Origin of the sequence: Halorubrum aidingense JCM 13560 (assembly GCF_000336995.1) — an archaeon.
Taxonomy (GTDB): Archaea; Halobacteriota; Halobacteria; order Halobacteriales; family Haloferacaceae; genus Halorubrum; species Halorubrum aidingense.
Genome location: NZ_AOJI01000017.1, coordinates 106,804 through 132,768, shown reverse-complemented (window position 1 = coordinate 132,768; position 25,965 = coordinate 106,804). Strand labels below are relative to the sequence as shown.

30 protein-coding genes and 1 tRNA gene are annotated in these 25,965 nt (G+C 68.5%); 17 read left to right on the top strand and 14 right to left on the bottom strand.

The window, feature by feature from the left end; all coding sequences use genetic code 11:
* Positions 1–111 precede the first annotated feature (111 nt).
* The 3 genes from C461_RS03970 (at position 112) to C461_RS03960 (ending at position 2,250) form a co-directional block, all read left to right on the top strand.
* Complete coding sequence (locus C461_RS03970) at positions 112–477, top strand: hypothetical protein (protein ID WP_007998860.1); 366 nt, start codon at positions 112–114, stop codon at positions 475–477.
* Between the two features lie 70 nt (positions 478–547).
* Positions 548–1,558 carry a VOC family protein gene (locus C461_RS03965; RefSeq protein WP_007998858.1) on the top strand — a complete coding sequence of 337 codons (1,011 nt, stop codon included), beginning with the start codon at positions 548–550 and terminating at the stop codon, positions 1,556–1,558.
* Complete coding sequence (locus C461_RS03960) at positions 1,555–2,250, top strand: alpha/beta hydrolase (RefSeq protein WP_007998853.1); 696 nt, start codon at positions 1,555–1,557, stop codon at positions 2,248–2,250. The genes C461_RS03965 and C461_RS03960 overlap by 4 nt, the downstream gene beginning before the upstream one ends.
* 43 nt (positions 2,251–2,293) lie before the next feature.
* On the opposite strand, the gene C461_RS03955 is transcribed toward C461_RS03960, so the two are convergent.
* Complete coding sequence (locus tag C461_RS03955; protein ID WP_007998852.1) at positions 2,294–3,910, bottom strand: long-chain-fatty-acid--CoA ligase; 1,617 nt, start codon at positions 3,908–3,910, stop codon at positions 2,294–2,296.
* A gap of 139 nt (positions 3,911–4,049) precedes the next feature.
* On the opposite strand from C461_RS03955, the gene C461_RS03950 reads away from it, so the two are divergent.
* The 5 genes from C461_RS03950 (at position 4,050) to C461_RS03935 (ending at position 6,903) form a co-directional block, all read left to right on the top strand.
* Complete coding sequence (locus C461_RS03950) at positions 4,050–4,268, top strand: hypothetical protein (protein WP_049906276.1); 219 nt, start codon at positions 4,050–4,052, stop codon at positions 4,266–4,268.
* A gap of 128 nt (positions 4,269–4,396) precedes the next feature.
* Positions 4,397–4,471, top strand: a tRNA-Met gene (locus C461_RS03945).
* A gap of 209 nt (positions 4,472–4,680) precedes the next feature.
* On the top strand, positions 4,681–4,857 hold the full coding sequence (locus C461_RS15645) for a hypothetical protein (RefSeq protein ID WP_156062186.1): 177 nt from the start codon (positions 4,681–4,683) through the stop codon (positions 4,855–4,857).
* Between the two features lie 96 nt (positions 4,858–4,953).
* Entirely contained in the window at positions 4,954–5,565 is a 612-nt protein-coding gene (locus C461_RS03940) for a translation initiation factor IF-2 subunit beta (RefSeq protein WP_007998848.1), read from the top strand.
* 162 nt (positions 5,566–5,727) lie between these two features.
* Positions 5,728–6,903: a M24 family metallopeptidase gene (locus C461_RS03935; RefSeq protein WP_007998846.1), complete on the top strand. Its 1,176-nt coding sequence runs from the start codon at positions 5,728–5,730 to the stop codon at positions 6,901–6,903.
* A gap of 36 nt (positions 6,904–6,939) precedes the next feature.
* Here C461_RS03935 and C461_RS15780 read toward each other — a convergent pair whose 3' ends face one another.
* From C461_RS15780 to C461_RS03925, 3 genes are all read right to left on the bottom strand, one after another.
* Positions 6,940–7,092 (bottom strand): hypothetical protein, encoded by a 153-nt coding sequence (locus C461_RS15780; RefSeq protein WP_007998845.1) that lies wholly within the window; start codon positions 7,090–7,092, stop codon positions 6,940–6,942.
* A 152-nt stretch (positions 7,093–7,244) separates the two neighbouring features.
* Entirely contained in the window at positions 7,245–9,632 is a 2,388-nt protein-coding gene (locus tag C461_RS03930; RefSeq protein WP_007998844.1) for an ATP-dependent DNA helicase, read from the bottom strand.
* Between the two features lie 92 nt (positions 9,633–9,724).
* Positions 9,725–10,381 (bottom strand): HAD family hydrolase, encoded by a 657-nt coding sequence (locus C461_RS03925; protein WP_007998843.1) that lies wholly within the window; start codon positions 10,379–10,381, stop codon positions 9,725–9,727.
* Between the two features lie 157 nt (positions 10,382–10,538).
* Between C461_RS03925 and C461_RS03920 the strand changes: the two genes are divergently transcribed.
* On the top strand, positions 10,539–10,991 hold the full coding sequence (locus C461_RS03920) for a TIGR00725 family protein (RefSeq protein ID WP_007998842.1): 453 nt from the start codon (positions 10,539–10,541) through the stop codon (positions 10,989–10,991).
* A gap of 77 nt (positions 10,992–11,068) precedes the next feature.
* Here C461_RS03920 and C461_RS03915 read toward each other — a convergent pair whose 3' ends face one another.
* Positions 11,069–11,845, bottom strand: coding sequence for a hypothetical protein (locus C461_RS03915; RefSeq protein WP_007998841.1), 777 nt, complete (start codon positions 11,843–11,845; stop codon positions 11,069–11,071).
* 104 nt (positions 11,846–11,949) lie between these two features.
* Entirely contained in the window at positions 11,950–12,990 is a 1,041-nt protein-coding gene (gene dph2 / locus C461_RS03910) for a diphthamide biosynthesis enzyme Dph2 (RefSeq protein ID WP_007998840.1), read from the bottom strand.
* Between the two features lie 207 nt (positions 12,991–13,197).
* Here dph2 and C461_RS03905 point away from each other — a divergent pair, with 207 nt between their 5' ends.
* The 4 genes from C461_RS03905 (at position 13,198) to C461_RS03890 (ending at position 15,855) form a co-directional block, all read left to right on the top strand.
* Positions 13,198–13,878, top strand: a complete 681-nt coding sequence (locus C461_RS03905; RefSeq protein ID WP_007998839.1) for an alpha/beta hydrolase — start codon at positions 13,198–13,200, stop codon at positions 13,876–13,878.
* Positions 13,879–13,970: 92 nt separating this feature from the next.
* Positions 13,971–14,363, top strand: coding sequence for a YlbF family regulator (locus tag C461_RS03900; RefSeq protein WP_007998838.1), 393 nt, complete (start codon positions 13,971–13,973; stop codon positions 14,361–14,363).
* Positions 14,364–14,432: 69 nt separating this feature from the next.
* Positions 14,433–15,110, top strand: coding sequence for a MinD/ParA family ATP-binding protein (locus C461_RS03895; RefSeq protein WP_007998836.1), 678 nt, complete (start codon positions 14,433–14,435; stop codon positions 15,108–15,110).
* A gap of 121 nt (positions 15,111–15,231) precedes the next feature.
* On the top strand, positions 15,232–15,855 hold the full coding sequence (locus C461_RS03890; protein WP_007998833.1) for an RAD55 family ATPase: 624 nt from the start codon (positions 15,232–15,234) through the stop codon (positions 15,853–15,855).
* A 21-nt stretch (positions 15,856–15,876) separates the two neighbouring features.
* On the opposite strand, the gene C461_RS03885 is transcribed toward C461_RS03890, so the two are convergent.
* Positions 15,877–16,137, bottom strand: coding sequence for a hypothetical protein (locus C461_RS03885; RefSeq protein WP_007998831.1), 261 nt, complete (start codon positions 16,135–16,137; stop codon positions 15,877–15,879).
* Between the two features lie 97 nt (positions 16,138–16,234).
* The gene (locus C461_RS03880; RefSeq protein ID WP_007998830.1) at positions 16,235–17,167 is read right to left on the bottom strand and encodes an FKBP-type peptidyl-prolyl cis-trans isomerase; all 933 of its coding nucleotides are present in this window, start codon (positions 17,165–17,167) and stop codon (positions 16,235–16,237) included.
* A 134-nt stretch (positions 17,168–17,301) separates the two neighbouring features.
* Between C461_RS03880 and cyaB the strand changes: the two genes are divergently transcribed.
* Entirely contained in the window at positions 17,302–17,931 is a 630-nt protein-coding gene (gene cyaB / locus C461_RS03875) for a class IV adenylate cyclase (protein WP_007998828.1), read from the top strand.
* Between the two features lies 1 nt (position 17,932).
* On the opposite strand, the gene C461_RS03870 is transcribed toward cyaB, so the two are convergent.
* Positions 17,933–18,433 (bottom strand): MaoC family dehydratase, encoded by a 501-nt coding sequence (locus C461_RS03870; RefSeq protein WP_007998826.1) that lies wholly within the window; start codon positions 18,431–18,433, stop codon positions 17,933–17,935.
* A gap of 87 nt (positions 18,434–18,520) precedes the next feature.
* Here C461_RS03870 and C461_RS03865 point away from each other — a divergent pair, with 87 nt between their 5' ends.
* Together C461_RS03865 and C461_RS03860 are read left to right on the top strand one after the other, a co-directional pair.
* Positions 18,521–19,441 carry an HpcH/HpaI aldolase/citrate lyase family protein gene (locus C461_RS03865; RefSeq protein ID WP_007998824.1) on the top strand — a complete coding sequence of 307 codons (921 nt, stop codon included), beginning with the start codon at positions 18,521–18,523 and terminating at the stop codon, positions 19,439–19,441.
* A gap of 78 nt (positions 19,442–19,519) precedes the next feature.
* Entirely contained in the window at positions 19,520–20,773 is a 1,254-nt protein-coding gene (locus C461_RS03860; protein ID WP_007998822.1) for a Glu/Leu/Phe/Val family dehydrogenase, read from the top strand.
* Between the two features lie 87 nt (positions 20,774–20,860).
* On the opposite strand, the gene C461_RS03855 is transcribed toward C461_RS03860, so the two are convergent.
* Positions 20,861–21,577 (bottom strand): diphthine--ammonia ligase, encoded by a 717-nt coding sequence (locus tag C461_RS03855; protein ID WP_007998820.1) that lies wholly within the window; start codon positions 21,575–21,577, stop codon positions 20,861–20,863.
* A gap of 181 nt (positions 21,578–21,758) precedes the next feature.
* On the opposite strand from C461_RS03855, the gene C461_RS03850 reads away from it, so the two are divergent.
* Complete coding sequence (locus C461_RS03850; RefSeq protein WP_007998818.1) at positions 21,759–23,000, top strand: trans-sulfuration enzyme family protein; 1,242 nt, start codon at positions 21,759–21,761, stop codon at positions 22,998–23,000.
* 23 nt (positions 23,001–23,023) lie between these two features.
* On the opposite strand, the gene C461_RS03845 is transcribed toward C461_RS03850, so the two are convergent.
* The 4 genes from C461_RS03845 to C461_RS03830 all read right to left on the bottom strand — a co-directional run bounded on the left by C461_RS03845 (position 23,024) and on the right by C461_RS03830 (position 25,961).
* Positions 23,024–23,593: a DUF7110 family protein gene (locus C461_RS03845; RefSeq protein WP_007998817.1), complete on the bottom strand. Its 570-nt coding sequence runs from the start codon at positions 23,591–23,593 to the stop codon at positions 23,024–23,026.
* A gap of 197 nt (positions 23,594–23,790) precedes the next feature.
* Entirely contained in the window at positions 23,791–24,135 is a 345-nt protein-coding gene (locus tag C461_RS03840; RefSeq protein WP_007998815.1) for a glutaredoxin family protein, read from the bottom strand.
* Between the two features lie 136 nt (positions 24,136–24,271).
* Positions 24,272–24,904 carry a transcriptional regulator GfcR gene (gene gfcR, locus C461_RS03835; protein ID WP_007998813.1) on the bottom strand — a complete coding sequence of 211 codons (633 nt, stop codon included), beginning with the start codon at positions 24,902–24,904 and terminating at the stop codon, positions 24,272–24,274.
* Positions 24,891–25,961, bottom strand: a complete 1,071-nt coding sequence (locus C461_RS03830; RefSeq protein WP_007998811.1) for a glucose 1-dehydrogenase — start codon at positions 25,959–25,961, stop codon at positions 24,891–24,893. Before C461_RS03830 ends, gfcR begins: the two co-directional genes overlap by 14 nt.
* Positions 25,962–25,965 lie beyond the last annotated feature (4 nt).

The following is a 25,965-nucleotide window of genomic DNA, read 5'->3' as shown; positions in this document are numbered from 1 at the left end:
CCCCATCCCATCCCACTCCACCCCACCCCATCCCGACCCCACCCCACCCCATCCCGACCCCACCCCGACCCGAATCGGCAGATTCACGTCGCCGTCTCGACACCTTTGCGTGTGGTCCGTTCCCGCGACCGAACCCGTCGACGCCCCGCCTATCGCCGCCGTCCACAGGAGTTCTACTGGCTGTGGATCGCGGCGACGGCCACCTACGGCGTCGGCGACATCGTCTCCACCATCGCGTTCCTCCAGTACGTCCCGACGATCGAGGAGGCGAACCCGGTGGTGGTGTTCGCGCTCGATACGTTCGGGCTCGGGGGACTCGTCGGCCTGAAGATCGTCGTCTACCTCGTGATGCTCTGGATCAGCGTCACGGGGGCTCGCGACGGCGACGCGCTGATCTACTACTTCCCGCCGGTCCTGCTGACGCTCGTCGGGACGTATCTGACGGCGAGTAACGTCCGCCTGCTGTGGCTATCCTGATCGGTCCCGGAGCGCGTTGTCCCGTCCCCGACCGACACCGGTTTGCGCCCGGGCGTCTCACGTACGCTCCATGCTCTCGGACACCCCCGGCCTCCACCACGTGACGGGGATCGTCGGCGACGCGGCGGCACACGCCGCGTTCTACGGGGAGGTCCTCGGCCTCCGGCTGCTTCGGCGAACGGTGAACTACGAGGACGTCCTCCAGTACCACCTCTACTTCGGCGACGCGACCGGCTCACCGGGCTCCGTGTTCACGGTCTTCCCGGACCCCACCGCCGATCCGGGTCGCCCCGGAAAACCCGGCTACGAGGCGGTCGCCTTCGCGGTCCCGACCGGTTCACTCGACTACTGGCGTGGCCGGCTCGCGGAGCGGGGGATCGAACCGGAACCGGTCGAACGCTTCGGCGACAGGCTGCTCCGCCTCGCGGACCCGTCCGGGACGCGGGTCGAACTCGTCGAGCGCCCGCCCGACCCGGAGAACGACGATCCGTGGCTCGGCAACGCGGCCGACGCGGTCCCGAAATCGGCGGCGATCCGGGGACTCGACGGCGTCACCGCGCTCCCGGCGGACCCGTACGGAACGGCGAGCGTGCTCGACACGCTGGGGTTCGCGTACGAGGCGGAGACCGACGACCGGATCCGGTACCGCGCGCCCGGCGACCGCGCGACCGTCGTCGACATCCTCGACCGGGACGCCGCGTACCTCCGAGAGGGTCCCGGAACGCTCCACCACGCCGCGGTGCGCGTCGCCGACCGAGAGGCTCTCCTCGACTGGCACGAGCTGTTCCGCGACCGCGGCTACGACGTCTCCCGGGTGAAGGACCGTCACTTCTTCCACTCGCTGTACGTCCGCGGCCCCGGTGGGCTCCTCGTGGAGCTGGCGACGGAGGCGACGACCCCCGACGGTCCCGACGCGGCGATCGGACCCCGCGGACCCGGGCTCGCCCCGCCCGACGTCGACGGACACGCGACGGAACTGTACCTGCCGCCGCGGTTCGAGGACGACCGCGAGTTGATCGAGGACCAGCTCCCGGCGTTCCGGATCGGCGACGAATCCGTCGACCGCGGTGACGGCCGTTGAGCCGGCCGTTCGCGGACGTCGAGGGGCCACACGCGGACGCGACGCTTGAGACCGGCGGCGCACCCGCCGCGGCGGCCAGGGTCGCGCTCGTGCTCGTTCACGGCCGCGGTGGGACCCCCGAAGGGATGCTCCGCCTCGCCGACGAGTGCTACCGGCAGGGGACAGCGCTGCTTGCGCCGGGCGCCGTTCGGTCCACGTGGTTTCCGGCCCGCCACGACGCGCCGATCGACGCCAACGAGCCGGCGTTGACGTCGGCGGTCGACTGCGTCGCGGCGACCGTCGACGCCGCTCGGGAGGTCGGTGTCGGTCCGACGGAGACCGTTCTGGTCGGCGTCTCGCAGGGCGGCTGCGTCGTGAGCGAGTTCCTCCGCCGACGCCCGCGGCGGTACGGCGGCGCGTTCGTCGTCTCCGCGGCGCTCCCGGGCGACGACCTGGATGGTCCGGCGGCACGCGTAGCCGCCGCCGGCGCCGAGCCGCTCGCGGGGACGCCGCTCGCGCTCGACAGCAGCGAGGACGACCCGTACGTCCCGGCTTCCCGCGTTCGCGCGACCGCCGAGGTGTTCCGACGGGCCGGCGCGGCGGTCGATCTCCGGATCGATCCGGGCGACGGACACGGGCTCTCGAACGCGACGCTCGAGCGGATCGGTGATCGAGTCGGTTCACTCGTCGGAGACGTTGACTGCGAGGACTGACCGACGGGAGTCTCGGTCCGTCACCGACTGCGACGGGCGATCCCTATCCCTCGCCGACCATCCGGTCCTCCTCGTCCCACTCGCGCTTGCGGAGCTCGTACTTCTGGATCTTCCCGGTCGCCGTCGTCGGGAGTTCGGCGACGAACTCCACCTCGCCGGGGGTCTTGTACGTCGCGACGCGCTCGCGCACGAACGCACGGAGCTCCTCCGAGGTCGCACCGGCGTCGTCGGGGTCGCCGCTCTCGGGAACGACGAAGGCCTTCGGCGTCTCGCCCCACTGCTCGTCGGGGGCGGGAATGACGGCCACGTCGGAGACGATGTCGTGTTCGAAGAGCGTGTCTTCCAACTCGATAGAGGAGATGTTCTCGCCGCCGGAGATGATGATGTCCTTTTTGCGGTCTTGGATCGAAACGAACCCGTCCTCGTCGACGACGGCCAGGTCGCCCATGTGATAGTAGCCGTCGAGTCGCTCGGAGAACGCCTCCTCGGTCGCCTCCGGTTTGTTCCAGTACCGGTCCATCACCTGGTTCCCGCGGACGACGATCTCGCCGATGGTCTCGCCGTCGGCCGCGACGTCCTCGCCGTTTTCGTCGACGACGCGGACGTCGGTGCCGAGGTAGCCGATCCCCTGCGTCTTTTTGACCGCGAATCGCTCGTCCGAGTCGGCCTCGAAGTGCCGCTTGGCGTCGGAGGTCGTCACGAGCGGTCCGGTCTCGGTGGCGCCGTACACGTGTTTGAGGTCCCAGCCGAACTCCGATTCGACGGTTCGGATCGTCGCCTCCGGCGGCGCCGCCCCCGCGGTGGCCACCCGAACGTCGTTCTCGCCGGTCGTCGCGCCGCCGTGTTCGGCGTGGTGGTCACCGAGCATGTTGAGCACGGTCGGCGCGGCACAGAAGTACGAGACCCCCTCGCCCCGGACGCGGTCGAACACTTCGGCGACGTCGACGCCGCGGGTACAGATGTGCCGAGCGCCCATTCCCGTGATCGCGTAGATGTGGCCCCACCCGTTGACGTGGAACATCGGTAGCGTCCACAGGTAGACGTCCTCGTCGGTGATCTCTTGGTGAATGGTGATCAGGTACGCGTGGAGCGTCTCCGCGCGGTGCGTGCGGCAGACGCCTTTCGGGTCGCCCGTCGTCCCCGAGGTGTAGTTGATCGTGATCACCTCGTCTTCGTCCATCTCCGGCCGCTCGTAGGCGTCCGGATCCGCGTCCGCCAACGCCTCGTCGAACGACTCCCAGTCGCCGTCGACCGCGTCCGTGTCGTTCGTCAGGAACGTCTCGGTCGGCACCTCGTCGCGAATCGCCTCGATGTTCCCGGCGTACTCGGCGTCGGCGTAGATGGCGTCGACGCCGGCGTCGGAGAGCATGTACGCGAAGTTGTCGGGCGTGAGACGGTAGTTCAGCGGGGTGTGAACCGCACCGATCTGCATCGTCCCGTAAGCGGCTTCGAGGTGGTAGTGCGTGTTCGGGTCCAGCACCGCGACGCGGTCGCCCTTCTCGATCCCACGCGCTTGCAGCGCCGCAGAGAACCGGTCCGCCCGGTCGCCGAGTTCGGCGTAGGTGTACCGAGTGCCGTCCGTAGCGAGCACGGCCTCCTCGTCGCCGTAATGACGCCGTGCCCGATCCAGAAAGTCAGTCGTGAGTAACGGTTTTCGCATCGATCCATCATTATTTATGGTTGATAAAAGCGTTTGTGGCCGACGCAAGGCGAGCATCGGCGACGGCGACGGGGCGCGACCGCGGTTCGGCCGGTCGCCGACGTGGGGGTTTTACCCGTTTCCAGCCGACCGTGAACGCATGAGCGACGGATCCGACCGATCGACGTTCACCGAGGGGTACGTGGTTCCCATCTCCGGACTGCTAGCGCTCCTGTTCGCGCTGATGGCGGGGCTGACCGCCGGCCGCGCGCTCTCCGGGAACCCCGCCGACGCGGCGTTGCCGGTCGGATTCGCCGTCGCGAGCCTCGTTGCGCTCCGCCTTCGGCAGCGGTCGCTCGCCGCCCGCGACGACGCGTGAGCCACCGGCCGATCGGTGTTCTCTCGCGGTGGTCTGGCCCGGAATCGATATATAAACCACACGTGGACAGATCGCACACGGGCAACGGGATCAGAACCCTTAACACTCGCACGCGAGTTTGATATGATAGCGGGATGGGATAGCCAGGAGATTCCGCCGGGCTCATAACCCGGAGATCGGTAGTTCAAATCTACCTCCCGCTACTGTTACTCCAATTCGGTCTAAGCGATCGACTGTTCCGTCCTGTCTCATCGCGGTCCGACCGTCGAGACTGATCGGGTCTCACCGCACGTTCTGATTCAGAGCCGTCCACGGCGAGCCGAACGGACACCGACGGCGTGTGTTACGCTGGTCTTAAGCCCGTATCGCGCTGCATACCTAACTGTTCGATCCGCGAAGCGGACGCTATACGATGTCCGACTCGAACGACCCTTCGGGGCCCTCCGACCCTCCGGGCGACGCGCGACGAGCGCTTTCTGAGTGGCTCCCCGGCATGGCGCTGCACGCCCCGAAGCGAAACGCGATCGTCGTGTTGTTGTATGTTCTTGGACTCCTCCTCGTCGCCGGCGCGCTCCGGGCCGGACTCTGATCGGGCCCAGACGGACCGCTTTCCGAGCGCAGGCGAGTCGAGCGCTCGCTTTCGGAACCCGGAAGCGATTTCCGTCGCCCTGTCGTTCTGACGCGTATGGACTACGAATCGAGCCTCGACCGCGCGATGGAGGAGGTTCCGGACCTCGGCGGCGACGACGAGCGGCTGTCGGTCCCCGAGCCGGAGACCCAGAAAGACGGCGCGTTCACCCGATTGACGAATCTCTCGGCGATCGCGGACGCGCTGAGCCGCGACCCCGAACACGTTCACTCGAAGATCCAACAGGAGCTCGGGACGGCGGGCCAGTACGAGTCCGGCCGCGCCCGCTACAACGGGAACTTCCGCGAGCGCGACTTCCAGGCCGCCATCGACTCGTACATCGAGTCGTACGTCACCTGCTCGGAGTGCGGCCTCCCCGACACCCGACTGGAGACCGAGAACCGCACACCGATGCTCCGCTGTGAGGCCTGCGGGGCGTTCCGGCCGGTCGCCAAGCAGAACACCTCGAACACCCAGCGCCAGGAGGAGGCCATCGAGTCGGGCAAGACGTACGAACTCGAGATCGTCGGCACCGGCCGCAAGGGCGACGGCGTCGCCGAGCGCGGCGAGTACACCGTCTTCGTTCCCGGCGCGCAGGAGGGCGAGACCGTCAAAGCGTACATCAAAAACGTCTCCGGTAACCTCGCGTTCGCCCGCCGCGAGAACTGACCGGACCCGACCTGAACAGAGCGAAACGGCACTGACCGGTCCCGACTGAACCGGACGGAGCCGACCTGTACTGAATAGACGCGAACCGCGGCGTCCGCTCGCTTTTATATACTCTCGTTCCGCTACCCGACCGTTTATCGGCGCGTTCTCGTATCGTTCGTCATGGCGACACGACTCCCCGATAGCGCCTTCGACGATCGACTCGCGGCGGTTCGCGACCGACTCGCGGCGACCGACGCCGACGCCGCAACGTGGTTCGGGGCGACCGCGATCGAGTACCTCACCGGCTTTCACCACATCCAGACGGAGCGGCCCGTCGTCCTCGCGGTGACGGCCGATCGGACCGAGATCGTCGTCCCCAGACTGGAGGTCGAACGGGTGGAACCGAACCCGCGGATCGACGCGGTCCACCACTACTTCGATTACCCCGGCGGCGAACCGATCGCGGTCGCCGTCGAGGTGCTGAACGGGCTCGGCGTCGACGCGATCGCCACCGACGCCGACGGCGCACCGGGCGTGATGGGCTACGAGGGGCCCGCGCTGTCGGAGTTCGTCGACGTCGAGACGCAGTCGTGGGTCGACCGCATGCGCTGGGAGAAGTCTCCGGCGGAAGTCGATCTCATCCGCGAGTCTGCGAAGTGGGCGAATCTCGGTCACCGCTACCTCGCCGACTTCTCCGAGCCGGGCGCGCATCCGGCGACCGTCTCACAGCGGGCGTCGACGGAGGCCTCCCGTGCGATGCTCGACACGCTCGGTGACACCTACAGCGTCCGCGTCCGCGGCGACGGTCCCGTCCACGCCGGCTACATTTCCGGACACGAGACCGCGCTCCCGCACGGTCACACGCCGAACGAACGACTCGCGGAGGGGGACGTGCTCGTGACGGGCGCGACCGCGAACGTCGACGGCTACCGCTCCGAGCTAGAGCGAACGATGTTCGTCGGCGACTACACAGACGAGCAGGAGCACTACTTCGAGCTCATGCTCGAAGCGCAGACGCTCGCGATCGACGCGCTGGGGCCGGGCGTCCCCGTCGCCGCGGTCGACGAGGTCGTCTGGCAGTACTTCGAAGAGCAGGGGGTAACGGAGCTGGCACAACACCACGTCGGTCACAATATCGGACTCGGCGCCCACGAACCGCCCTACATCGACCGCGGGTGGGGCGAGCGCTACGACGGCGACGACGCCGAGATGGCTCCCGGACAGGTGTACACCATCGAGCCGGGACTGTACACCGACGAGTACGGCTACCGCCACTCCGATACGGTCGCTATCACGGAGTCGGGCACGGAGACGCTCACGCACTTCCCGCGAGACATCGACTCGAACGTGGTCTGAGACGGGGCGGCGGGCTGACGCGCGACGGCGGTCGGATCAGTCTATCCGGCCGACAGCGACTCGATGGCCGGTTTCGGCGACGTGCTCCCGTTCCAATTCGACCGCCTCGTCGTCCGCGTCGACCAGGCGCTCGACCGGGCACTCCCGACAGACGACGTGGTACCGGCCCCCCAGCTTCGGAGATTCCATACTTACTGGGAGACGCACATCCGGTTAGTTACGAGCCACTTATCGCGGTCAAACGGGTCGTTAAACGGTTGGTAAGACCCGTGGACCGGGGATGGCGGCACGGGCGATCAGCGGCGATCGCCGGCCGTTCACCGTCGTCGAGGCGGCCGACCTCATTCTCCGTTCGCACCGCGCTCGAATCGGTCCAGCGCGAGCCCCAGCATGTCCGGGCTGACGGGCTGGTACTCGGCGCGCTCGTGTTCGGGGAGGTACTCTCGAACGCTGTTCCACGACTCACGGGCGTACCGGGCGTCGAGCAGCACTCGCACACCGCGCTCGTCCGGCCCGCGGATCACCCGCCCGACGGCCTGTCTCGCCTTCCGAACCGCCGGGACGGTGAGCGCGGTTTCGAACCCGGACTCGAACCGACGGTCGTACGCCGTGATCACCGCGCGCGTCCGGGGGCGCGCCGTGTTGATGATCGGGACGCCGCAGACGACGGCGGCGGTCAGTCGGTTGCCCCGATAGTCGACGCCCTCGGTGAGCGTGCCTCGGAGGCTCGTCACGAGCACCTTCCCGTCACCGGCGAAGAAGTCGTCTTTCAGCGATTCGGTGGCGCGGTCGCCCGAGGACTCGTCGAGTAGAACCGGCTTGTCGAGTCGCCCTTCGAGCGACTCGGCCATCCAAGTCGCCTCCGCGTAGCTCGGCATTCCGACGAGCACGTTTCCTTCGCGACCGGCGACCGCCGCCGTCGCGTCGAGGTGAGCGAGCCTGGTCGGGTTCGACTCGCCGGGCGCGCCGCGGTTCTGGTGGGTGAACTTCGGCGCGTCGACGGCGACGCTCGCGCGGTTTTCGGGCGGAAACCCGAGCCCGTAGGTCCGCTCGACGACCGGTCGGCCCCGCTCTTCGAGGTGATCGAGGCCGGTCACCTCGCGGAACACGTCCATCGGTTCCAGCGTCGCGCTCATCAGCACGCCGCCGCCGAACTCCGCGAGCCGCTCGCCGATCGGCTCGCTCGGCAGGCAGTTGTACAGCGCGAGGCTCGCGTTGTACGCGCGCCGCCACGAGTCGGGGGGCGCGGTCTCGTCCCACGTCCGCTCCAGATCGATCGCGCGGAAGAAGTCCTCGTGGCCCTCGCGGTACCACGCGTTGAGGGTCCGCCCCACGCCGGGGGCGGCCCGCTGTTTGTCCTCCTCCTCGAGGGAGTCGAGCACGCGCTTGATGACCGCGCCGACCTGCTGTGCCCGCGCCCAGACGCGGCCGTCGTATCCCGCTTGGTTCGCCCACGTCGTGATCTCGTCTTCGGCCGGCACCTCCGGGTCCCGAAGCGCCAGTTCGGCGTCGTCGAGCGCCCGCATCGACGCGCGCCAGTCGGGGTGCTCGCTGTCGAGGTGCGCGGTCACCCGCCGGTCCAACTCGCCGCGGAGGTCCGCGTAGAACTCGCGGACCGATTGGATCTCGTCCGTGGTCACGTCGGCGTCTTCCAGTTCGCCGCGCACGAGCGCGGCGTCGTCGGACTCGGCGCCGGCCGTCTCGAACTCGAGCGGCTGGACGACCCGCGTGAGTTCGTTTTCGGCGTCGCGGAGGCTGGCGTCGGCGACGGCGTCGCTCACGAGGTCGCGCACGCGCGGTTCGAGCATGTGCGCCTCGTCGCAGACGACGAACGTGGCGTCGTCTAACAGCGCGCCGGTGAACGTGCCGGTCGTCACCGGATCGAACGCGTGGTAGTAGTTCCCGATCACGACCTCGACGTCGGGCACGAGCGCGCCCATGATCGAGTGGGGGCAGGTGCCGTGCCCGGCGGCGAGCCGGACCAGATCGGTCGGGCCGACGTGGCCGAGTTCCGTGACGTCGAACGGGACGGCCTCGGCCGGGTCGCCGTCCTCCGGGAGATCGTCGAGGAAGCCGGCGTAGAACGGGCAGAACTCGGTGCCTTCGAACTCCTCGGTGCCGGGCCGGTACGGGGTGGGCTCTCCGTCGACGGAGAGGTAGTCGGCGGCGCCGCCGGAGGTGCGCCGGTCGTCAGCGCGTCCGCCACCGGCGCCCCCGGCCGCGGTCCCCGAGTCCATGAGGCCGACCTGTTGGCTCCGCGCCTCGCTCACGAGGTTCGAAGTCGTCGTCGCGCCGCCGTCGCCGACGAGGTTGCGAGTGCGCTCGCGGAGTCCCTCGCAGCGCTCGTACACGTTCTCTCGGTCGATTCCCCCGCTGTTCTCCCGGGCGTACGGACAGACGTCCGCCTTTCCGACGAGGGTGAGTCCGGAGACCGGGTCGTACCCGTCGGGGAGGTTCCCGTTGATACTCTCCAGGTCCGTCTCGAACTGTCGCAGCTGCTGTTTGACGCTCGTGAGTACGAACACGCGCTCGAAGTCGGAGTCGGGGTCCCGGACGCGGTCGAGCCCGGCGGTGAGCGCGAGCATCGTCTTGCCGGTCCCGCACGCACCCTCCAACGCGAGGAAACCGCCGTCTTCGGCGGCGTCGATGGCGGCGTCGATGCCGTCGGCCTGCTCCGGATACGGTTCGGGGTGGCCGAAGATGTCGGTCCACGGCGGGGCGTCTGTCACTGTGGCGGCGTTGCTCCCGATCGGAGTTAAACCTTGAGAGGGAGCGCTCGCGGCGTACACCGCTGTCACCGCAAGCGGTCGATCGTCCGATCCTAGCCGACGATGTCGTGGAGATCGCTGAGTTCGTCGATCTCCCAGGTCGGCCAGACGTTCAGCTCCCAGTCGCGGCGGTGCGGGCGCCGGATGAACGCCGAGTCGATGCCCGCGTTCTCGGCCGCGCGCACGTCGGACTCGTTGTCGCCGACGAACAGGGCGTTGCCGGCGTCGAGGTCGCCGAGCGCGCGCTCGATGTAGTGCGGGTTCGGCTTTCGAAGCTGTAGCGAGTGGATCGTGGGCTCGCGGCCGTACGCCGCACCGAATCGGTCGAATCCGTCGAAGTGGTTCACGAGGAAGTCGACGGTCGCCTGCTGGTTCGAGGAGACGATCCCCATCTCCACGTTGAGATCCTGTAGCTCGTCGAGGTCGTCGTACGGAGTCTTTCGCCCCTCGCGAGCCTCTTGCTGTTGCGCCTTCGACACCACGTCGTCGCGAGTCCGCCAGAACGACCCCGGATCGAGGTCGTACGTCTGGCAGACGGTCCCGACGCTGCCGGGGGTCGCACCGATAGTCATTCGCTCTACGTCGTCCGGATCGGGCTCCTCGACGCCGCACTCTTCGAACGCGTCCCGGGTTGCATCCCGGAGCACGTCGAAACGCGTGCGGCCCACGAGGACACCGTCGTTGTCGAACACGACGGTATCGTACGTCATAGGGACTGTCGACGCTCAGCACTTAAAAGAGTTTCACCAAGAGACCGACAGGACAGACAGAGTGACTCGTGAGCGCCACAGTACATCCGCCCGAGAGTGCCGTCAGGGTGCTGTCTGCGGCGACTTATTTATATACTCCCGGCACCCGCTGGGCGACATGCGCGTCAGCGTCATCGGCGGCAGTTCGATCGGTCCCGACACGGCGGCGGTCGCCGAAGCGCTCGGGGAAACGCTCGCGACTCGCGGACACACGGTCGTCTGCGGGGGCCTCGGCGGCGTGATGGAGGCCGTCTGTCGGGGCGCCGCCGAAGCCGGCGGCGAGACGATCGGTATCCTCCCCACGGATCGCCGCGAGGACGCGAACCCGTGGGTCGAAACGCCGATCGCCACGGGGCTCGGCCACGCGCGAAACGCCCTCGTCGTGTCGAACGGCGACGCCGCGATCGCGGTCGCCGGATCGCACGGAACGCTCTCTGAGATCGGACTGGCCTTGGCGCACGGGCGGGCGGTCGCCGGGCTCGACACGCACGACGTCGAGGGCGTGAAGACGGTAGCCTCGCCCGCGGACGCCGTCGACTACGTCGAGCGGGAGGTCGGGACGACGCGGTGAGCTCGCCCGTCTGTGGCGGGGAACCGTAGCCCGGCTCGCGCCCGCTGACGACCGTCGGCCGTCTCCCGGCGTTCGCACTACCGATCGCGATCGGTCGTCCCGGTCCCCCCGTCGGAGTCCCGAGCGTCCTCTTCCGCCTCCCGTTCGGCGTCCACCGCCGCGATGTTGCGGAAGCGGTCGGGATCGTCGTCCGAGCTCTCGTCAGGGGCACCCTCGTCGATAGCGGCCGGACCGCGCGTCGACCCGCCGGATCCCCCGTACCCGCCGACGTCGACGGAGCCGTAATCGCGGTCGAACCGTCCGTTGGCGAGCCAGAGCGCGAGGTAGCCGAACCCCATCGCGCCGACGACGAACCGCACGAGCCCGCCGAGGACGGGGACGAGTCCAAGCCCCGCCCACGCTACCGCGCCGACGACGAGCGCGGTCTCGCGCCCGTTCGCGGCGCCGTCTCCGAGCGCCGATCGGATCCACGTTCCGAGGGCGATAACGGAGACTGCCGTCCCGCCGAAGCTGAGGATCGCGATGGCGATCACCGCGGGAACGACGACGAGGAGACCGATGACGGTTATCGCGAGCAGAAACATCGCGACGACTATCGCCACGTACGCCGCGACGCCGTACAGAAACGCCTCTCCGGGCTCCGCGCGGAGGTACTCAACGCCGCCGTCGGTGAAATCGGGCGCAACCGACGAGACGACTACGCTGACGAGGAGGACGCCAACGGCGGTCACGACGAACTCGACGGCCGCCGATCCGAGAACTTCCAAGCCGGTCCACTGCGGCGGGCGATCGAGCGTTGGACCGGTCGCGGCGACGACGCGCCAGAGGAGGGACGCAACCTGTGTCGGGACCATGCGGGTGGATCACTCTCACGAGTGAAACCCTTTCTCCATTCGAAGAGCGCGAACCCGACCGGGTCCGCAGCGGCCGAGGTGTCAGCGGCTCCGCGCCGCGCCGCTCACCAGGTGTCGTGGAACGTGTCGAACTCGATCGAGTCGAGCGGCTTCTCGCCGATCGCGGCCTCGTACTCGCCCGGCGTCAGCATCGGCTTGTGGAAGCGCGGGCCGTCGTCGGTCGTGATCCGGGGACAGCCGGTGTTGACGAACGCGTCCATGTCGAAGTTTCGCAGGCGGTCCGGCGTCACTTCGTCCATCGTGATCAGGTAGGCGTTCTCGTTGTTGTCGACGATCTCTTGGGCCTTCTCCCAGCGGCCCTGCCCGATCTTCGTACAGAAGATGACGCCCCACTTCTCGGCGCCCATCGCCTTGTGGACCGAGGCGTAGCGCTGTTTGAGGAACTGGTCGTGCTCGGCGATCGAGACCGCGTTGTTGACGGGATCGGCGATGACGACGCGCTTTTCGGGATGTTCCATCGCGAGACCGACCGGGTGGAACTTCCCGCCGCCGACGTACAGCACCTGGTCGGCCGGAATGTCCGCGGAGGCGTAGTTGCAACCGAGCACCTGTCCCTCCTTCGTGAGGCGATCGTCGCCGCGGCGGGTGTGGACCTCGTAGTCGCGCTCCTCTAGCCAGTCGGTCATCTCTTCGAACCGGTTCATGTGCTGAGCCGTCGTGACGAGCCCGACGTCGGCGTTCTCCGACGGGTCGTCCAGCTCCTCCAGCGCGTCCTCCATGATCGGGAACGGGTCGACGTTCGAGAAGAGGGGAACGTAGACGATGCTGTCGGACTCCTTCATCGGCGTGTGGCCGAAGTGGACGAACACGTCGGTCCGGCGCATCAGGTAGGTGTCGAGGTCGCAGGCGCCGTAACACGGCTGTCCGGACAGCATGAACGTCACGTCGTCGGGCGCCGCCTCGCGGAGGTCGTCGGCGACCTTCGGGCCGCGGCGTTTGAGCCCCTCGGGGAACTGGAGGCCGACTTTCGAGGCGTCGCGCTCCTCGATGGCCTCGACGATCCGGTCGAGTTCGTAGTCCCACTCGCGGTCGTGTTTCAGGGCCATCCCCGTCTTGGTGAGGTCACCCTCCGTGGAGCCGCTCATGTCGAACGAATTGTGCGGCAGGACGGTTAAACGGCGCGTTCGACGGTCGCAGTCGGCGATCGATCGTGGTCATCCCGCACCCGGCGCGCACGGCGCACACGTGTCCGGCGCGCGTACCCGCTCAACGCGCGTCCCCAGACGCGAGTTCGGCCGCTGACCCTGCCGCGGCCGACGGATACAACCGCCGAGCCGACGAACGGCGGGCACATGGCCGACCTTCCGCTCGAACACGTCCACGTTGCGCCCGACGCCGAATCCGAGACCGACCTCGCCGCGGAGGCCACCGAGGCCGCCCCCGCCGTGTTCATCCTCCACGGCCGCGGCGCCGACGAGGAGGATCTGCTCCCCGTCGCGCGACACCTCCCGGACGACCATCACGTGTTCAGTCTGCGCGCGCCGGACCCGCTGCACGGCGGCTACACGTGGTACGATCTGGACCTGTCCGCGGGCGGGCTCGAAGCGAGCCAGCCGGACGCGGCCGACTTCCGACGGAGTCTCGACCTCGTCGCCGAGAGCGTCGACGCGGCGGTCGACGCCTACTCGCTCGACCCCGACCGGATCGGGCTGCTCGGCTTCAGTCAGGGGGCGATCACGAGTCTCTCGCTCGTGTTGGAGAACCCGGACCGCTACGCGTGGGTCGTCGCGCTCCACGGGTACCTCGCCGACTCACACGCCGACCTCGACCCGGACGGGATCGAGGGAAAACCGGTCTTCGTCGCCGCGGGAGCAGGCGATCGCGTTATCCCGGAGTCGCGGTCGCTGGACGCCGCGGACCGCTTCGCCGAGATCGGTGCGGCGGTCACCCGCGGGAGCTACCCGGGCGGCCACGGCATCGGCCAGGAGGAACTGGCCGACGTTGTCGCCTTCGTCGAATCGCAGAGAGTCTGACGCCGGGCACTCCGCGGGCGCGAGCCGCCGCCCGAGCCGTCCCGCGTGCCCGGCTCCGGCAGGTTCAAACGGGTTCGGACCAAGAATTCGGTATGAGCGTCGAACAGGCCTCACCCGACGAACGGCCCGCAATCGAGGAGCTCGGTCGCGAACTCGGCGAGCGGATCGCCGAAACCCCGGAGTACGAGCGCTTCGAGGACGCCCGAGAGGCCGTCCAGCGCGACGAGGCGGTACAAGCCAAGATCGACGAGTTCGAACAGCTCCGCGCGGAGTTCGTGCAGGCCCGACAGAGCGGACAGGCGACGAACGCCGACCTCCACACGGTTCAGGACGCACAAGACGAGCTTCACGCGATGCCCGTCATGAGCGAGTTCCTCGACGCGCAAGACGAGCTGACGGACACCCTCGAAGCCGTCAACCAGGCTATTTCGGACCCGCTCGCCGTCGACTTCGGCGGCGAGGCCGGCGGCTGCTGTCAGGACTGACCGCGCCCGCGACGCTATTTCCCCGCGGCGGTCCCGTTATTTATATGCGATACCGACTCACCCGCGCTCGTGATAGCCGTGGCCGGCGGAAAAGGCGGGAGCGGGAAGACGACCACAACCCTCGGGGTCGCCGACGCGCTCTCGCGGCGCGGCGCGCCGGTGGTTGCCGCGGACGCCGACTGGGACCTCCCGAACCTAGCCCGCCTCGCGGCCGAGACCCGCGCCGCGTCGATGACCGCCCCGGACAGCGATCCCACCCTCGTCGATGCGATTCACGCTGGCGGGGAGATCCGGTTGACCCGTTCGGCGCCGACCGTGCTCGGAGCGCCGAAGGCCCCTCGCGACGTCGACGCCTGCCCGACGTTCGCGGCGCTCGACGACGCGGTACCGACCGACGCGCCGACGCTACTCGACTGTCCGGCGGGGGCCTCACCGGACGCCGCGGCGCCGCTCCGCGTCGCCGACCGCTGTCTGCTCGTGACACCGCTCCGCCGCGCCGCGCTCCGCGACGCCGCGAAGACGGCGGCGATCGCAAGACGGCTCGACTGCCCGCCGCTCGGCGTCGTCGTCGCGCGCGCGGACTCGGTCCCGGACGGGGTTGCCGGGCTGTTCGACTGCCCGGTGCTCGGTCGCGTCCCCGACGCGGCGCCCGAACCGCTGTCCGATCCCGGGGTCCGGTCGGCGTACGACGGGATCGCGGACGCGCTCGTCACCCGATACGGCTCGAAACGGTGGCGCGTCTCGTGATCGACGGCACCGCCGCTTGTAACGACACTGCCGCCCGATGAGACCGAGTCCGAGCAGCGGCGAGCCCCGGCGGATTGGCCCCCACCGACAGAGCCAAAACCACAGAGACGGCAGCGATCGTATGGAGACGCTTCCGACCGGGATTTCGGTGCTGGACAGGGAGTTCGGCGGCGGGCTCCCGAGCGGTAGTGTCGTCGCGCTGACGGCCGACCCGGCGAGCCAGTCGGAGCTCATTTTGGACCGATTCTCTCGCGTCCGCGACTGCCTGTACCTGACGACCGTCCGGCCGGCCGACGCCGTCGAAGAGACGCTCACGCTCGACACCGACGAGTCGGACAGGACGGACGTGCGCGGCGTCGGCGACGACGACTCCTTCGACGAGGTGCTCGATCTGGCCGCGGACATCCCCGATCGCGGCACCGTCGTCGTCGACTCCGTCGAACCGCTGGAGCATCGAGACCGGGCGGGGTACCGGCGGTTCCTCAACGAACTCCGTCAGAACGCGGCCGCTGCCGACGCGATGGTCCTGCTCCACGCGCTCGAAGGCGACGCCGACGCGCCCAATCGACTCGTGACCGAGCAGATCGCCGACATCGTCTTCGACCTCCGAACGACGGTGACCGGAACCGATATCGTGAACCGGCTCGTCGTGCCGAAGTTCCGCGGCGGTGCGGCCCTCGAAGAGCCGCTCAAGCTGAAGCTCACCGACACCGTGTCGGTCGACACGAGTCGAGACATCGCGTGAGCCGCCGTTCCGACCGCGACGCTACGACAGCGTCGCGGTAGCGAGCACGAGCGCACCGGCGATGACCGCCGCGATCGCCCAGTTCCGCGGGGTGTCAAACGAGCCGTACGGACCGCCTTTTCGCGAGAATAAGTACACCGCGTAGACGGCGAGCGGGACGAGCGTCGGCAGCGTGGCGACGTCGACGACGCCGACCACGCCCGACAGCAGCGCGATCGCGATCGTCGTGCCACCGGCGCTGGCGGCGACGATCGCGTCCTCGCGTGCGCGTTCGATTTCCATGACTGGTGGTGATCGACTGCGATACAAAAAGGATCGATTCGTCGTCGCGGTTGTGCCCCGACGCACCCTCGCGGGCGCCGCCGGAGTTGGTCGGGGGTTACTCCTCGTCGAGTTCGCCGTCGAGCTCGTCGGCGAGCTCGTCGGCGTCGACGTCGACGTCTTCGAGCGCGTCCTCGATGTCGCCGGCGCCGCCCATGCCGCCCATCATGCCGCCGAGACCGCCCATGCCGCCGCCCTCGATGACCTCCTCGACGACCACGCGGTCGAGGTCGAGCCGGCTCATGAGGTCCTGCGCGATCTGCTGTTTCTGGAACATCCACTGCTGGTTCATCTGCATCGCCTGCGTCGCCGTGACGTAGAGGACGTCCTTCTCGACTTCTTCGGTCTCGACGGTCTCCTCGCCGTCGTCGTCCTCGGTGACGGTCTCTTCTTCCTCGGTGACCGTTTCGATGCGGACCTCGGGGGCGTCCTGGAGGTACATCCCGAGCATGCCCGCGGCCTGCTCTTCGCGGTCGTCGATCAGTTCGAGGATCTCGTACTCGTACTCGAGGTCCTCACCGGCGAGCGGGTGGTTGAAGTCGACGCGGGCGCGGCCGCCGATGATCGTCTCGAGGTAGCCCTGACGGTTGTCGATCTGGATCTGCGCGCCGGGGTAGCGGCTGTCCTCGGGGATCTTGTCGGCTTTGACGGTCTCGACCTCGTCGGCGTCGTACGCGCCGAACGCGTCCTCGGCGGGGACGTCGACGACGCCCTCGTCGCCGACCTCCGCACCGATGAACGCCTCGTCGACCGAGGGGAACACGTGCCCGGCGCCGAGCGCGATGACGCGCGGCTCGAACTCGTGCTCCTCGGTGTCGATCTCGGCCTCTTCGGCGACCGCTTCATCGGTGGTGTCGATGACGCGGTCGTCGTCGGCGGTTCGGATCGTGTACGCGACGCGAACGAAGTCGCCGTCTTCCAGTCCGGCGCTCTCGGTCTCGGCTTCGGTCTCGGCGTCCTCGGCCGCGTCCGCTTGCTCCTGATCGCTCATACCCTGAACGTCACCTGTTATACCCTTAAGGCGCACGGTTCGCCCCGGCGCGGGAGGGCACCCGCCGCTCGCGCCGCCGAGCGCGGAGCCGACGTCCCGCCTTCTTTAAGAACGCACCCGCCGGACGCGATGATATGTACGAGGTCGAGATCAAGGTCCCGGCCGACGTGGACGCGGTCCGCGAACGGCTGCGGGCCGCCGGCGCCGAGCGCGTCGACGCCAGGCGCCAGCGAGACGTGTACTACGACGCCCCGCACCGCGACTTCGCCGAGACCGATGAGGCCCTTCGAGTGCGCCGCGAGGCTCCGCTCCCGGACGGGATCGGCTCGGTCGACGGGACGGATGACGGAAACGGCGACGACGACCGTGACGAGGACGAAACGGTGAAAATCACCTATAAAGGACCGTTGTTGGACGAGGGGTCGAAGACCCGGACCGAATACGAGACGGCCGTGGCCGACGGCGACGCCGCCGCCGGGGTGTTCGCCGGACTCGGCTTCGAGCCGGCCGCGACCGTCGAAAAGCGGCGGGAGTTCTGGGCGTACGACGGGTTTACCGTCACGCTCGACGCCGTCGACGGCGTCGGGGAGTTCGTCGAGATCGAGCGGGAAGTCCCCGAGGCGGCCGCGATCGAGGCCACCCGCGACGAGGCGCTCGACGCGCTCGATCGACTCGGGCTCGACGGGTCCGCGCAGGTCCGCACGTCGTACCTCGGGCTGCTGTTAGCGGGCGAGGGCGAGAGCGAAGGGGAGCGGTCTCCGTAGACTACTCGCTCTCGTCGCTCCCCTCGGGCCCGTCGCGCTCGTCCGGCCGCTTTCGTGAGAGGACGGTCCGGTCGAACTCGCAGACGAGACGGTCGTCACCGTCCGTCCCCCCGACCGCGAACGCCTCGACGTGCATCGTGACGACGCCGCGGTTGCCGTCGCTCGTCTCCCGCTTGTCGGTGACCGTCGATCGGGCTCGGATCGTGTCGCCGTGGAACACCGGATTCGGGTGATCGACGTCGTCGTACGAGAGGTTCGCGACGATGGTCCCGTCCGTCGTCTCCGGGATCGAAACCCCGACCGCCAGCGACATCGTGTACAACCCGTTGACGAGCCGCTCGCCGAACTGCGTCTCCGCGGCGAAGTCGGCGTCGAGGTGGAGCGGCTGCTGATTCATCGTCATGTCACAGAAGCGCTGGTTGTCGGCCTCGCTTATCGTCCGCCGCGTCGCGTGCTCGATGGTCTCGCCGACCGTGAACTCCTCGTAGTAGCGTCCTGACATGGTCCGACCGTCGCCCGGGCGTTTCAAAGCGGTATCGCTCCGCCGCGTCCGGCCGTTTTTAATATCGATGCGCCGGGAGTGACCGATATGGCCCGACGAAGCCTCCTGTTTTCGCCCGGCGATCGCCCGGAGCTCATGCGGAAGGCCCCCGACGCGGGCGCCGACGTGATCTGTTTCGATCTGGAGGACGCCGTCGCCCCCGATCGGAAGGCCGCGGCCCGCGAGCACGTCCGCGCGGTGCTTTCGGACCCGGCGTTCGACCCCGACGCCGAGGTGTGCGTTCGGTTGACGACCGAGGCCGCGGCGGTCGACCTCGACGCGCTGATGAGGCCGACGGCCGCGGGCGGGGAACCCGGGACGGACGGCGAGCACGAACCGAGCGGCAACCACGAACCGAGCGGCGGTCGCGACCTCCGTCTCGACGCGATCATGCTCCCCAAGGTGGCGTCCGCGGAGCGCGTCGAACGCGTCGCCGACCTGTGTGCGGCGCGGGGGATCGATCCGGCCGTGTTCGCGCTAGTCGAGACCGCCGACGGCGTCCTCTCGGCGCGGTCGATCGCCGGTGCCGACCCGACCGACGCGGTCGTCTTCGGCGCCGAAGACCTCGCTGCCGACCTCGGGGCGACGCGGACCGCGGCCGGGACCGAAGTCCTCTACGCGCGCGAGCACGTCGTGCTCGCGGCCAGCGCGGCCGACGTCGACGCGATCGACACGGTGTACACGGACTTTTCCGACGTCGACGGGCTCCGCGAGGACACCGAGTTCGCGCTCACGCTCGGCTACGACGGGAAGCTCGCGATCCACCCCGCACAGGTCGATCCGATAAACGAGGCGTTCACGCCCGATCCGGAGGAGATCGAGTGGGCCGAGGCCGTCCTCGACGCCCGCGACGAGGCGGAGCAAGCGGGGCGGGCGGTGTTCCAGGTCGACGGCGAGATGATCGACGCGCCGCTCATCGCGCAGGCGGAGCGCATCGCGGCCCGCGCCGCCGCTGCGGACGATCGATAGCGGCGGTCGGCGATACCGTTCGTCACAAATTCCGGTCCGTCCGTCACAATTAACCTCGGCCCCGCGGGAGGTCAACGCATGGCTGACCAGGCAAACCCGTTCGAGAGCTTACAAGAACAGGTCGACGACGCCGCCGCGTCGATCGACGCCGACGCGGGCGTGCTCACGCGACTGAAGAATCCCGAGCGTATTCTTGAAACGAATCTGACGTTCGAACTCGACGACGGGTCGCTGGAGACGGTCCGCGCGTACCGCTCGCAGTTCAATGGCGACCGCGGCCCGTACAAGGGCGGGATCCGGTATCACCCCGGCGTCACCCGCGACGAGGTGAAGGCGCTGTCGGGGTGGATGGCGTACAAGTGCGCCGTCGTCGACATCCCGTACGGCGGCGGGAAAGGCGGTATCGCGATCGACCCCGACGACTACTCGGAGACCGAACTGGAGCGGCTCACCCGCGCGTTCGCGACGGAGCTCCGACCGCTCATCGGCGAGGACCGGGACATCCCGGCGCCGGACGTCAACACCGGACAGCGGGAGATGAACTGGATCAAAGACACCTACGAGACCCTCGAGAACACGACCGCGCCGGGCGTCATCACCGGGAAGGCGATCGACTCGGGCGGGAGCGAGGGCCGCGTGGAGGCGACCGGGCGATCGACCGCCCTCGCGGCCCGGGAGACGTTCGACTGGCTCGGCCGGGAGATCGAGGGGGCGACGGTCGCGGTACAAGGGTACGGGAACGCGGGCTCCGTCGCCGCCGCGCTGCTCGACGACCTCGGTGCCGATATCGTCGCCGTCTCCGACTCCTCCGGCGGGGTTCACGACCCCGACGGATTCGACCCCCGCGCGGTGAAAGCCCACAAGATCGAGACCGGGTCGGTCACCGAGTACGACGACGCGGCGGCCGTCACGAACGACGAGCTGTTGACGCTGGACGTCGACCTGCTCGTCCCGGCGGCGCTGGAGAACGCGATCGACGCCGACCTCGCCGACGCCGTCGAGGCGGACGTGATCGTCGAGGCGGCGAACGGGCCGCTCACGCCGGGCGCGGACGACGTGCTCGCCGACCGCGGCGTCCACGTCGTTCCCGACATCTTCGCGAACGCGGGCGGGGTCACCGTCTCGTACTTCGAGTGGGTGCAGAACCGACAGCGCTTCCACTGGACAGAGTCGCGCGTCAACGAGGAACTCGAACGCGTCATCACCGGGGCGTTCGAGGACATCGTCGACGCCTACGAGTCGCACGACCTCCGGAACCTCCGGATCGCCGCCTACGTCGTCGCCATCGAACGGATCATCGATGCCTACGACCAAGCCGGGAACTGGCCGTAACGGCCGTACCGATCTGGCGGTTGATTCGGTCGTATCGATCGAACCGACCGAACCGACCGAACCGACCGTTTCTGGAGCGACGTTCGCCTACGCCAGCCACGCGTCCGTGACCGCGACGTGGCCGCGGTCGCCCTCCCACACCGCGTCGTACTCGAACTCGATCCGCCGGTCCATGTGTGGACCGCCGACGACGTACGTCTCGAACTCTCCGCCCTCGCCGAGCGGGTGGACGCCGTACTCCTCGCGGAGGTCGAGCAGCGCCGCCAGCGCGTCGGCGTCGTACCGACGGCCGAGCCACGACTCGTCGAGCCCGTACGCCGCGACCTGCACGATCCGAATTTCGAAGCCGGCGTCGAACATCGCCTCGGCCAGTTCGACCGGGTCCTCCCGCCACAGCGGCGCGAACAGGTCGATCCCCAGTCGGTCGCACATCCCCTGAATCCGGCTCGTCTGGAACTCGCTCTCGACCGCGCCGGCGGTGACGCCCGCGAGGTCGACGTCGTCGCCGGCGGCGATGTCGCGAAGCGCCGCCTCCATCGGCACCAGTTCGGCGTCGCCCTGTGCGCCCGCGTCGTCGACGTCGTCGGCGCCGAAGTCGTCCGGCGAGACCTCCACGAGATCGATTCCGACGCTCTCGGCCGCGAGCCCGGCCAGCTCCGTCGCCGGCGTGTGGTACATGTACGAGTCGCCCGCGGGATGGACGGTCAGGAGCCGCGAGACGTCGAGTCCCTCCTCCAGCGCCCGGTACAGCGCCCACGAGGAGTCTTTGCCGCCCGAAAAGAGGCTCACCCAGTCGCCAGTCATTGGCGGGGTGAGGTGCGCGGTGCCTAAAGCGTCCGCGGTCCGAACCGACGGTCGTCGACAGATACGAACTGCACACCGTGGTTCGTCAAGCGAACGACGATATCCCCGTGAGTTATCGGGAACGAGCGAATCATTAATGAAAAATAACAATATATTAGCGACTGTGTGTCGGAGATTGCGTATGGACGACCAATCGGCTCCGACGCTCGACACGCTCACCGTGACCGAAGGAGAAGACCCGTTCGAGCGCGGGAGCGAAGCGGGCGACGTCGTCTCGCCCGTCCACCTCTCGTCGACGTTCGCGCTCCCCGGCCTCGACGCCGAGATGCGACTCGAAGACGTCGACCCCGACGCCGGCGAATTCGTGTACGGCCGGCTGTCGAACCCGACTCGCCACGCGCTGGAGACGCGGCTCGCCGCGCTCGAAGGCGGTGCACACGGCGCGGCGTTCGCCTCGGGCACCGCGGCGATCTTCACCACGCTGCTCGCGAGCGTGCGGCCCGGCGACCACATCGTCGCCTTCGAGGACCTGTACGCCGGCACGCGCCGTATGCTCGATGACGTCTTCCGGGCGCGTCTCGGCGTCGACGTCACGTACGTCGACGCGACGGAGACGGCGAACGTGGCGGCCGCGCTTCGCGAGGAGACCGCCGCCGTGTGGATGGAGTCGCCGACGAACCCGAAGCTCGCGCTGTGTGACATCGCCGGCATCGCCGACCTCGTCGCGGACCGCGAGGTGGTCTTCGGCGTCGACAACACGTTCGCGAGCCCGTACTTTCAGCGGCCCCTCGAGTTAGGTGCCGACGTCGTCGTCCACAGCACGACGAAGTACCTCAACGGGCACTCCGACGCCATCGCCGGCGCGGTCGTGACCGACGACGACGCGCTGGCCGAGGAGATCCGGTTCCTGCAGCAGGTCGGCGTGGGCGCGGTAAGCGGCCCGTTCGACAGCTATCTCGTACTTCGGGGCACGAAGACGCTCGCGGCTCGCATGGCCCGCCACGAGGCGAACGCGACGGCCGTCGCCGAGTTCCTCGACGCGCGGCCCGAGGTGACCGACGTGTACTATCCCGGGCTGCCGGACCACCCGGACCACGAGCTCGCACGCGAGCAGATGTCCGGGTTCGGCGGGATCCTCTCGTTCGAACTCGACGGGGATATCGACGACGCGAAGCGGTTCGTCGAGGCGCTGACGGAGTTCACACTCGCCGTCTCCGTCGGGGGCGTCGAAAGTCTGATCGAGCTGCCGGCGGCGATGACCCACGAGCCGCTCTCGCCGGCCGAACGAGAGGCGCTCGGAATCTCGGACACGCTCCTCCGCGTCTCGGTGGGGATCGAAGGAATCGACGACCTGATCGCGGATCTGGAGCGCGGCTTCGACGCGATGGCCCGCAGCGCGGAGCCGCCGTCAACCGAACGCTGATCGGCGTCGGAGCGCCGTTGCGCTCAGTCCGAAATGAATTCGTTGTCGCGCCAGTTGACACCGCCGTCGCCGTCGCCGGTCCCCTGCGGGCTCTCGACGACCTCGATGCTCGCGGGACGCGACTCGCCCTCGACGATGCGAGTGGCTTCCAGCTCGTCGTTCTCCTCGGTGATCGCGGTCAACGTCCCCTTCTCCGAGAGCATCGCGATCTCGCGGAGGACGAGGAACATCGGGTACTGGAGCGCGGTGTTCTGGAGTACGGTTTCGCGGTCGCCCTTGAAACAGGCGAACTCGACCAACTCGGAGGGGATCTCCTCTTCCTCGTCGTCCATCCACTGCGGGCCGCCGGCTCGCGGGGGCTCTTCCTCCCACACGCGGGTCTCCGTGACCGAGGCTTTCAGCTGGGCGGTCGGAGTGTACTTGCTGATGCTCTCGTCGTCGGACAGGGCCTTGATAATGAGAGTGTTGTTTCGACGCGTGATGTCGATGTCGTCGATCTCCGGAGGGAGGTCGGGGTCTTCTTCGAAGTACGCTTCCACGTCTTCGAGGGGCAGTTCGAGCGTCGAATGAAGTCTGAACACGCGGCCTGTCATTGTTGGTTGGGTGAGATGGGATCGAACCGGTCGGCACGGCGGCAGCGGAACGGCTGCACCTACCAGATGTAGGCACCGTAGGTTTATATGGCCTGCCCTTCGACCCACGAGGATCGGAATCAGGTCGACCGGGTCGGCGGTTCGTGCGCCCCACGGTGGCGCGGCGGGATCGGCGAGCGGACGCAGGCGAGCCCGCGTTATTCGGCACCGAGCTCGGCGGCCAGTTCGCCGCGCTCGTCGAGCTCGGCGAGCACGTCGCTTCCGCCGATAAACTCGCCGTCGACGAACGTCTGCGGGATCGTCTCCCAGCCGCTCTCGGCTTCGAGCGCCTCGCGGTAGTGCGGCAGCGCGGGCAGCACGTCGACCGTTTCGAACTCCTCGACGTGCTGGCTGATGAGTTCGATCGCGCGCTTGGAGTAGCCGCACTGCGGCATCAGGCGGTTCCCCTTCATGAACAGCACCACGTCGTTGTCGGCGATCGCTTCCGCGACTCGCGTTTCGATCGTGTCGGGATCCACGTCGGCTCCGGGTTGAAACGTCATGCCGGGGGGTACGCCCCGCCGAGGCAAATGGGTTCCGCACGTCCGGTCTCGCTCCGCTCGCGGCATGCGGGGCGTGCGGGGTGGTCACCGGGGCGCGGGGCGGTCACCGGGGCGCGAGGGAGCCACCGAGGCAGTCCTACTCTTCGCGATCGACGCGAACCACGTCGACGAGCGAGTACACCGGCACGTCGTCGATCTCGTCGTAGCCCCGCTTATCGACGAGCACGACGCAGGCGACCGGTTCGCCGCCCTGTTCGCGGATCGCGTTTATCGACTCGCGCATCGTCGTCCCCGACGTGATGATGTCGTCGACCACGTAGCAGTCGCGGTTGCGGATCGCGGCGAAGTTCCGCGAGAACCCGCCGCCCTGCTCGTCGATATCGCCTTCCTCCCACTGGTGTTTCGCGGGCGCGTACGTTCCGAGGTCGGTGTCGAGCTGGTTGGCGACCGCGGTCGCGAGCGGCGCGCCGGCCTTCTCGATGCCGACCGTCAGGTCGACTTCCTCGCCCTCCTTCGCCAGGAGGTCGGCCATCGCGCTCGCCGCGTACTGGAGCCGCGTCGAGTCGCGGCCGAGCGCCGACCAGTCGACGTGGATGTCGGCCGTCGACGTCGAGATGTCGGCCTCGACGGTGTCGTTCCCGCCGCCGCGCTCGACGAGCCAGCTCGCCGTCTCTCGCGAGACGTTCAGCTCGTCAGCGATCTCTCCCTTCGAGAGGCCGTGCTCTGCCAGCTCGGCCGCGCTGTCTATCAGGTCGTCAACGTTCTTCATATGCGCCGAATTCGACCGCCGTTTTAATAGTCGTGTCGTCATCCGCGAACGCGGCCTCGAAGTCGTCGAGCCCGTACACGCCGGTGACGAGATCGTCGAGGAACGTCTCCGAGAAGCCGGACAGCGAGTCGACGGCGGCCTCGAAGTGCTCGTAGCCGGAGTTGACGCTGCCGACGAGCGCCTTGTTGTGGAGGACGAACTCGCGGTGGAGCCGCCCGCCGTCGATTTCGAACTCCCAGTCGCCCGGGACGCCGAGCAGCGCGCCGACGCCGTTGGGCGCGAGCGCATCGATCGTCTCGAAGGCGTGCGGGGCGTAGCCGGTCGCCTCGAAGACGAAGTCCATCGGCTCGTGCGCCTCCGGCACCCCCGAGACGGGCGTCTCGTTCGAGTTGACGTAGGTCGCGCCGAGCGACTCGATGATGTCGATCGTCGGGTCGGGGCGCTCGCGCCGGCCCAGACAATAGACTCGCTCGAACGACGCGTCGAGAATCGCGACGGTGAGCAGCCCGAGCGAGCCGTTTCCGAGCACCAGCGCGGATTCGGGCTCCCAGTGGAACGCGGACCGACTGGCGTAGGCGTGTTCGATCGCCTTCTCCGCGATCGACAGGGGTTCGACGAGGAACCCCCACTCGGCGAGTTCGGGCGGAATCTCCACGAGGAACTCGGCGGGACTCGTGAAGTACTCCGCCATGAACCCGTGCGCGCCGACGATACCGCGTTCGTGGTACTTCCCTTCGGGGGCCATGTCCGGCTCGCCGCGGGCGAAGTACTCGTTGGCGCCGTTTGGCGGCCGTCTGACCGTCGGGACGACCACGTCGCCGACGTCGAACGGCGTGTCGTTCGGGTCCTCGATCACGCCGACCGCCTCGTGGCCTAACACGAGGTGGTCCTCGCCGTCGGGCGTGCCACCGTGGCCGCCGGCGATGACCTCGTGGTCCGTCCCGTCGACCCCCACGCGCAGCGTCCGGACGAGCGCCTCCCCGGCCGCGGGCTCCGGTCGCGGCTTTTCGGTTACGACGGGCTCGTCTGCACCCTCGTACACAGCAATCGCGTTCATGTAT

Coding starts and splice junctions, on each gene's coding strand:
- C461_RS03880 (WP_007998830.1), bottom strand. CDS start 17,167: ATGAGCGATCAGGAGCAAGCGGACGCGGCCGAGGACGCCGAGACCGAA.
- C461_RS03920 (WP_007998842.1), top strand. CDS start 10,539: ATGCGCGTCAGCGTCATCGGCGGCAGTTCGATCGGTCCCGACACGGCG.
- C461_RS03935 (WP_007998846.1), top strand. CDS start 5,728: ATGGCGACACGACTCCCCGATAGCGCCTTCGACGATCGACTCGCGGCG.
- C461_RS03865 (WP_007998824.1), top strand. CDS start 18,521: ATGGCCCGACGAAGCCTCCTGTTTTCGCCCGGCGATCGCCCGGAGCTC.
- C461_RS03965 (WP_007998858.1), top strand. CDS start 548: ATGCTCTCGGACACCCCCGGCCTCCACCACGTGACGGGGATCGTCGGC.
- gfcR (WP_007998813.1), bottom strand. CDS start 24,904: ATGAAGAACGTTGACGACCTGATAGACAGCGCGGCCGAGCTGGCAGAG.
- C461_RS03830 (WP_007998811.1), bottom strand. CDS start 25,961: ATGAACGCGATTGCTGTGTACGAGGGTGCAGACGAGCCCGTCGTAACC.
- C461_RS03950 (WP_049906276.1), top strand. CDS start 4,050: ATGAGCGACGGATCCGACCGATCGACGTTCACCGAGGGGTACGTGGTT.
- cyaB (WP_007998828.1), top strand. CDS start 17,302: ATGTACGAGGTCGAGATCAAGGTCCCGGCCGACGTGGACGCGGTCCGC.
- C461_RS03955 (WP_007998852.1), bottom strand. CDS start 3,910: ATGCGAAAACCGTTACTCACGACTGACTTTCTGGATCGGGCACGGCGT.
- C461_RS03840 (WP_007998815.1), bottom strand. CDS start 24,135: ATGACGTTTCAACCCGGAGCCGACGTGGATCCCGACACGATCGAAACG.
- C461_RS03845 (WP_007998817.1), bottom strand. CDS start 23,593: ATGACAGGCCGCGTGTTCAGACTTCATTCGACGCTCGAACTGCCCCTC.
- C461_RS03855 (WP_007998820.1), bottom strand. CDS start 21,577: ATGACTGGCGACTGGGTGAGCCTCTTTTCGGGCGGCAAAGACTCCTCG.
- C461_RS03940 (WP_007998848.1), top strand. CDS start 4,954: ATGGACTACGAATCGAGCCTCGACCGCGCGATGGAGGAGGTTCCGGAC.
- C461_RS03905 (WP_007998839.1), top strand. CDS start 13,198: ATGGCCGACCTTCCGCTCGAACACGTCCACGTTGCGCCCGACGCCGAA.
- C461_RS03900 (WP_007998838.1), top strand. CDS start 13,971: ATGAGCGTCGAACAGGCCTCACCCGACGAACGGCCCGCAATCGAGGAG.
- C461_RS03925 (WP_007998843.1), bottom strand. CDS start 10,381: ATGACGTACGATACCGTCGTGTTCGACAACGACGGTGTCCTCGTGGGC.
- C461_RS15780 (WP_007998845.1), bottom strand. CDS start 7,092: ATGGAATCTCCGAAGCTGGGGGGCCGGTACCACGTCGTCTGTCGGGAG.
- C461_RS03850 (WP_007998818.1), top strand. CDS start 21,759: ATGGACGACCAATCGGCTCCGACGCTCGACACGCTCACCGTGACCGAA.
- dph2 (WP_007998840.1), bottom strand. CDS start 12,990: ATGAGCGGCTCCACGGAGGGTGACCTCACCAAGACGGGGATGGCCCTG.
- C461_RS03870 (WP_007998826.1), bottom strand. CDS start 18,433: ATGTCAGGACGCTACTACGAGGAGTTCACGGTCGGCGAGACCATCGAG.
- C461_RS03885 (WP_007998831.1), bottom strand. CDS start 16,137: ATGGAAATCGAACGCGCACGCGAGGACGCGATCGTCGCCGCCAGCGCC.
- C461_RS03915 (WP_007998841.1), bottom strand. CDS start 11,845: ATGGTCCCGACACAGGTTGCGTCCCTCCTCTGGCGCGTCGTCGCCGCG.
- C461_RS03860 (WP_007998822.1), top strand. CDS start 19,520: ATGGCTGACCAGGCAAACCCGTTCGAGAGCTTACAAGAACAGGTCGAC.
- C461_RS03890 (WP_007998833.1), top strand. CDS start 15,232: ATGGAGACGCTTCCGACCGGGATTTCGGTGCTGGACAGGGAGTTCGGC.
- C461_RS15645 (WP_156062186.1), top strand. CDS start 4,681: ATGTCCGACTCGAACGACCCTTCGGGGCCCTCCGACCCTCCGGGCGAC.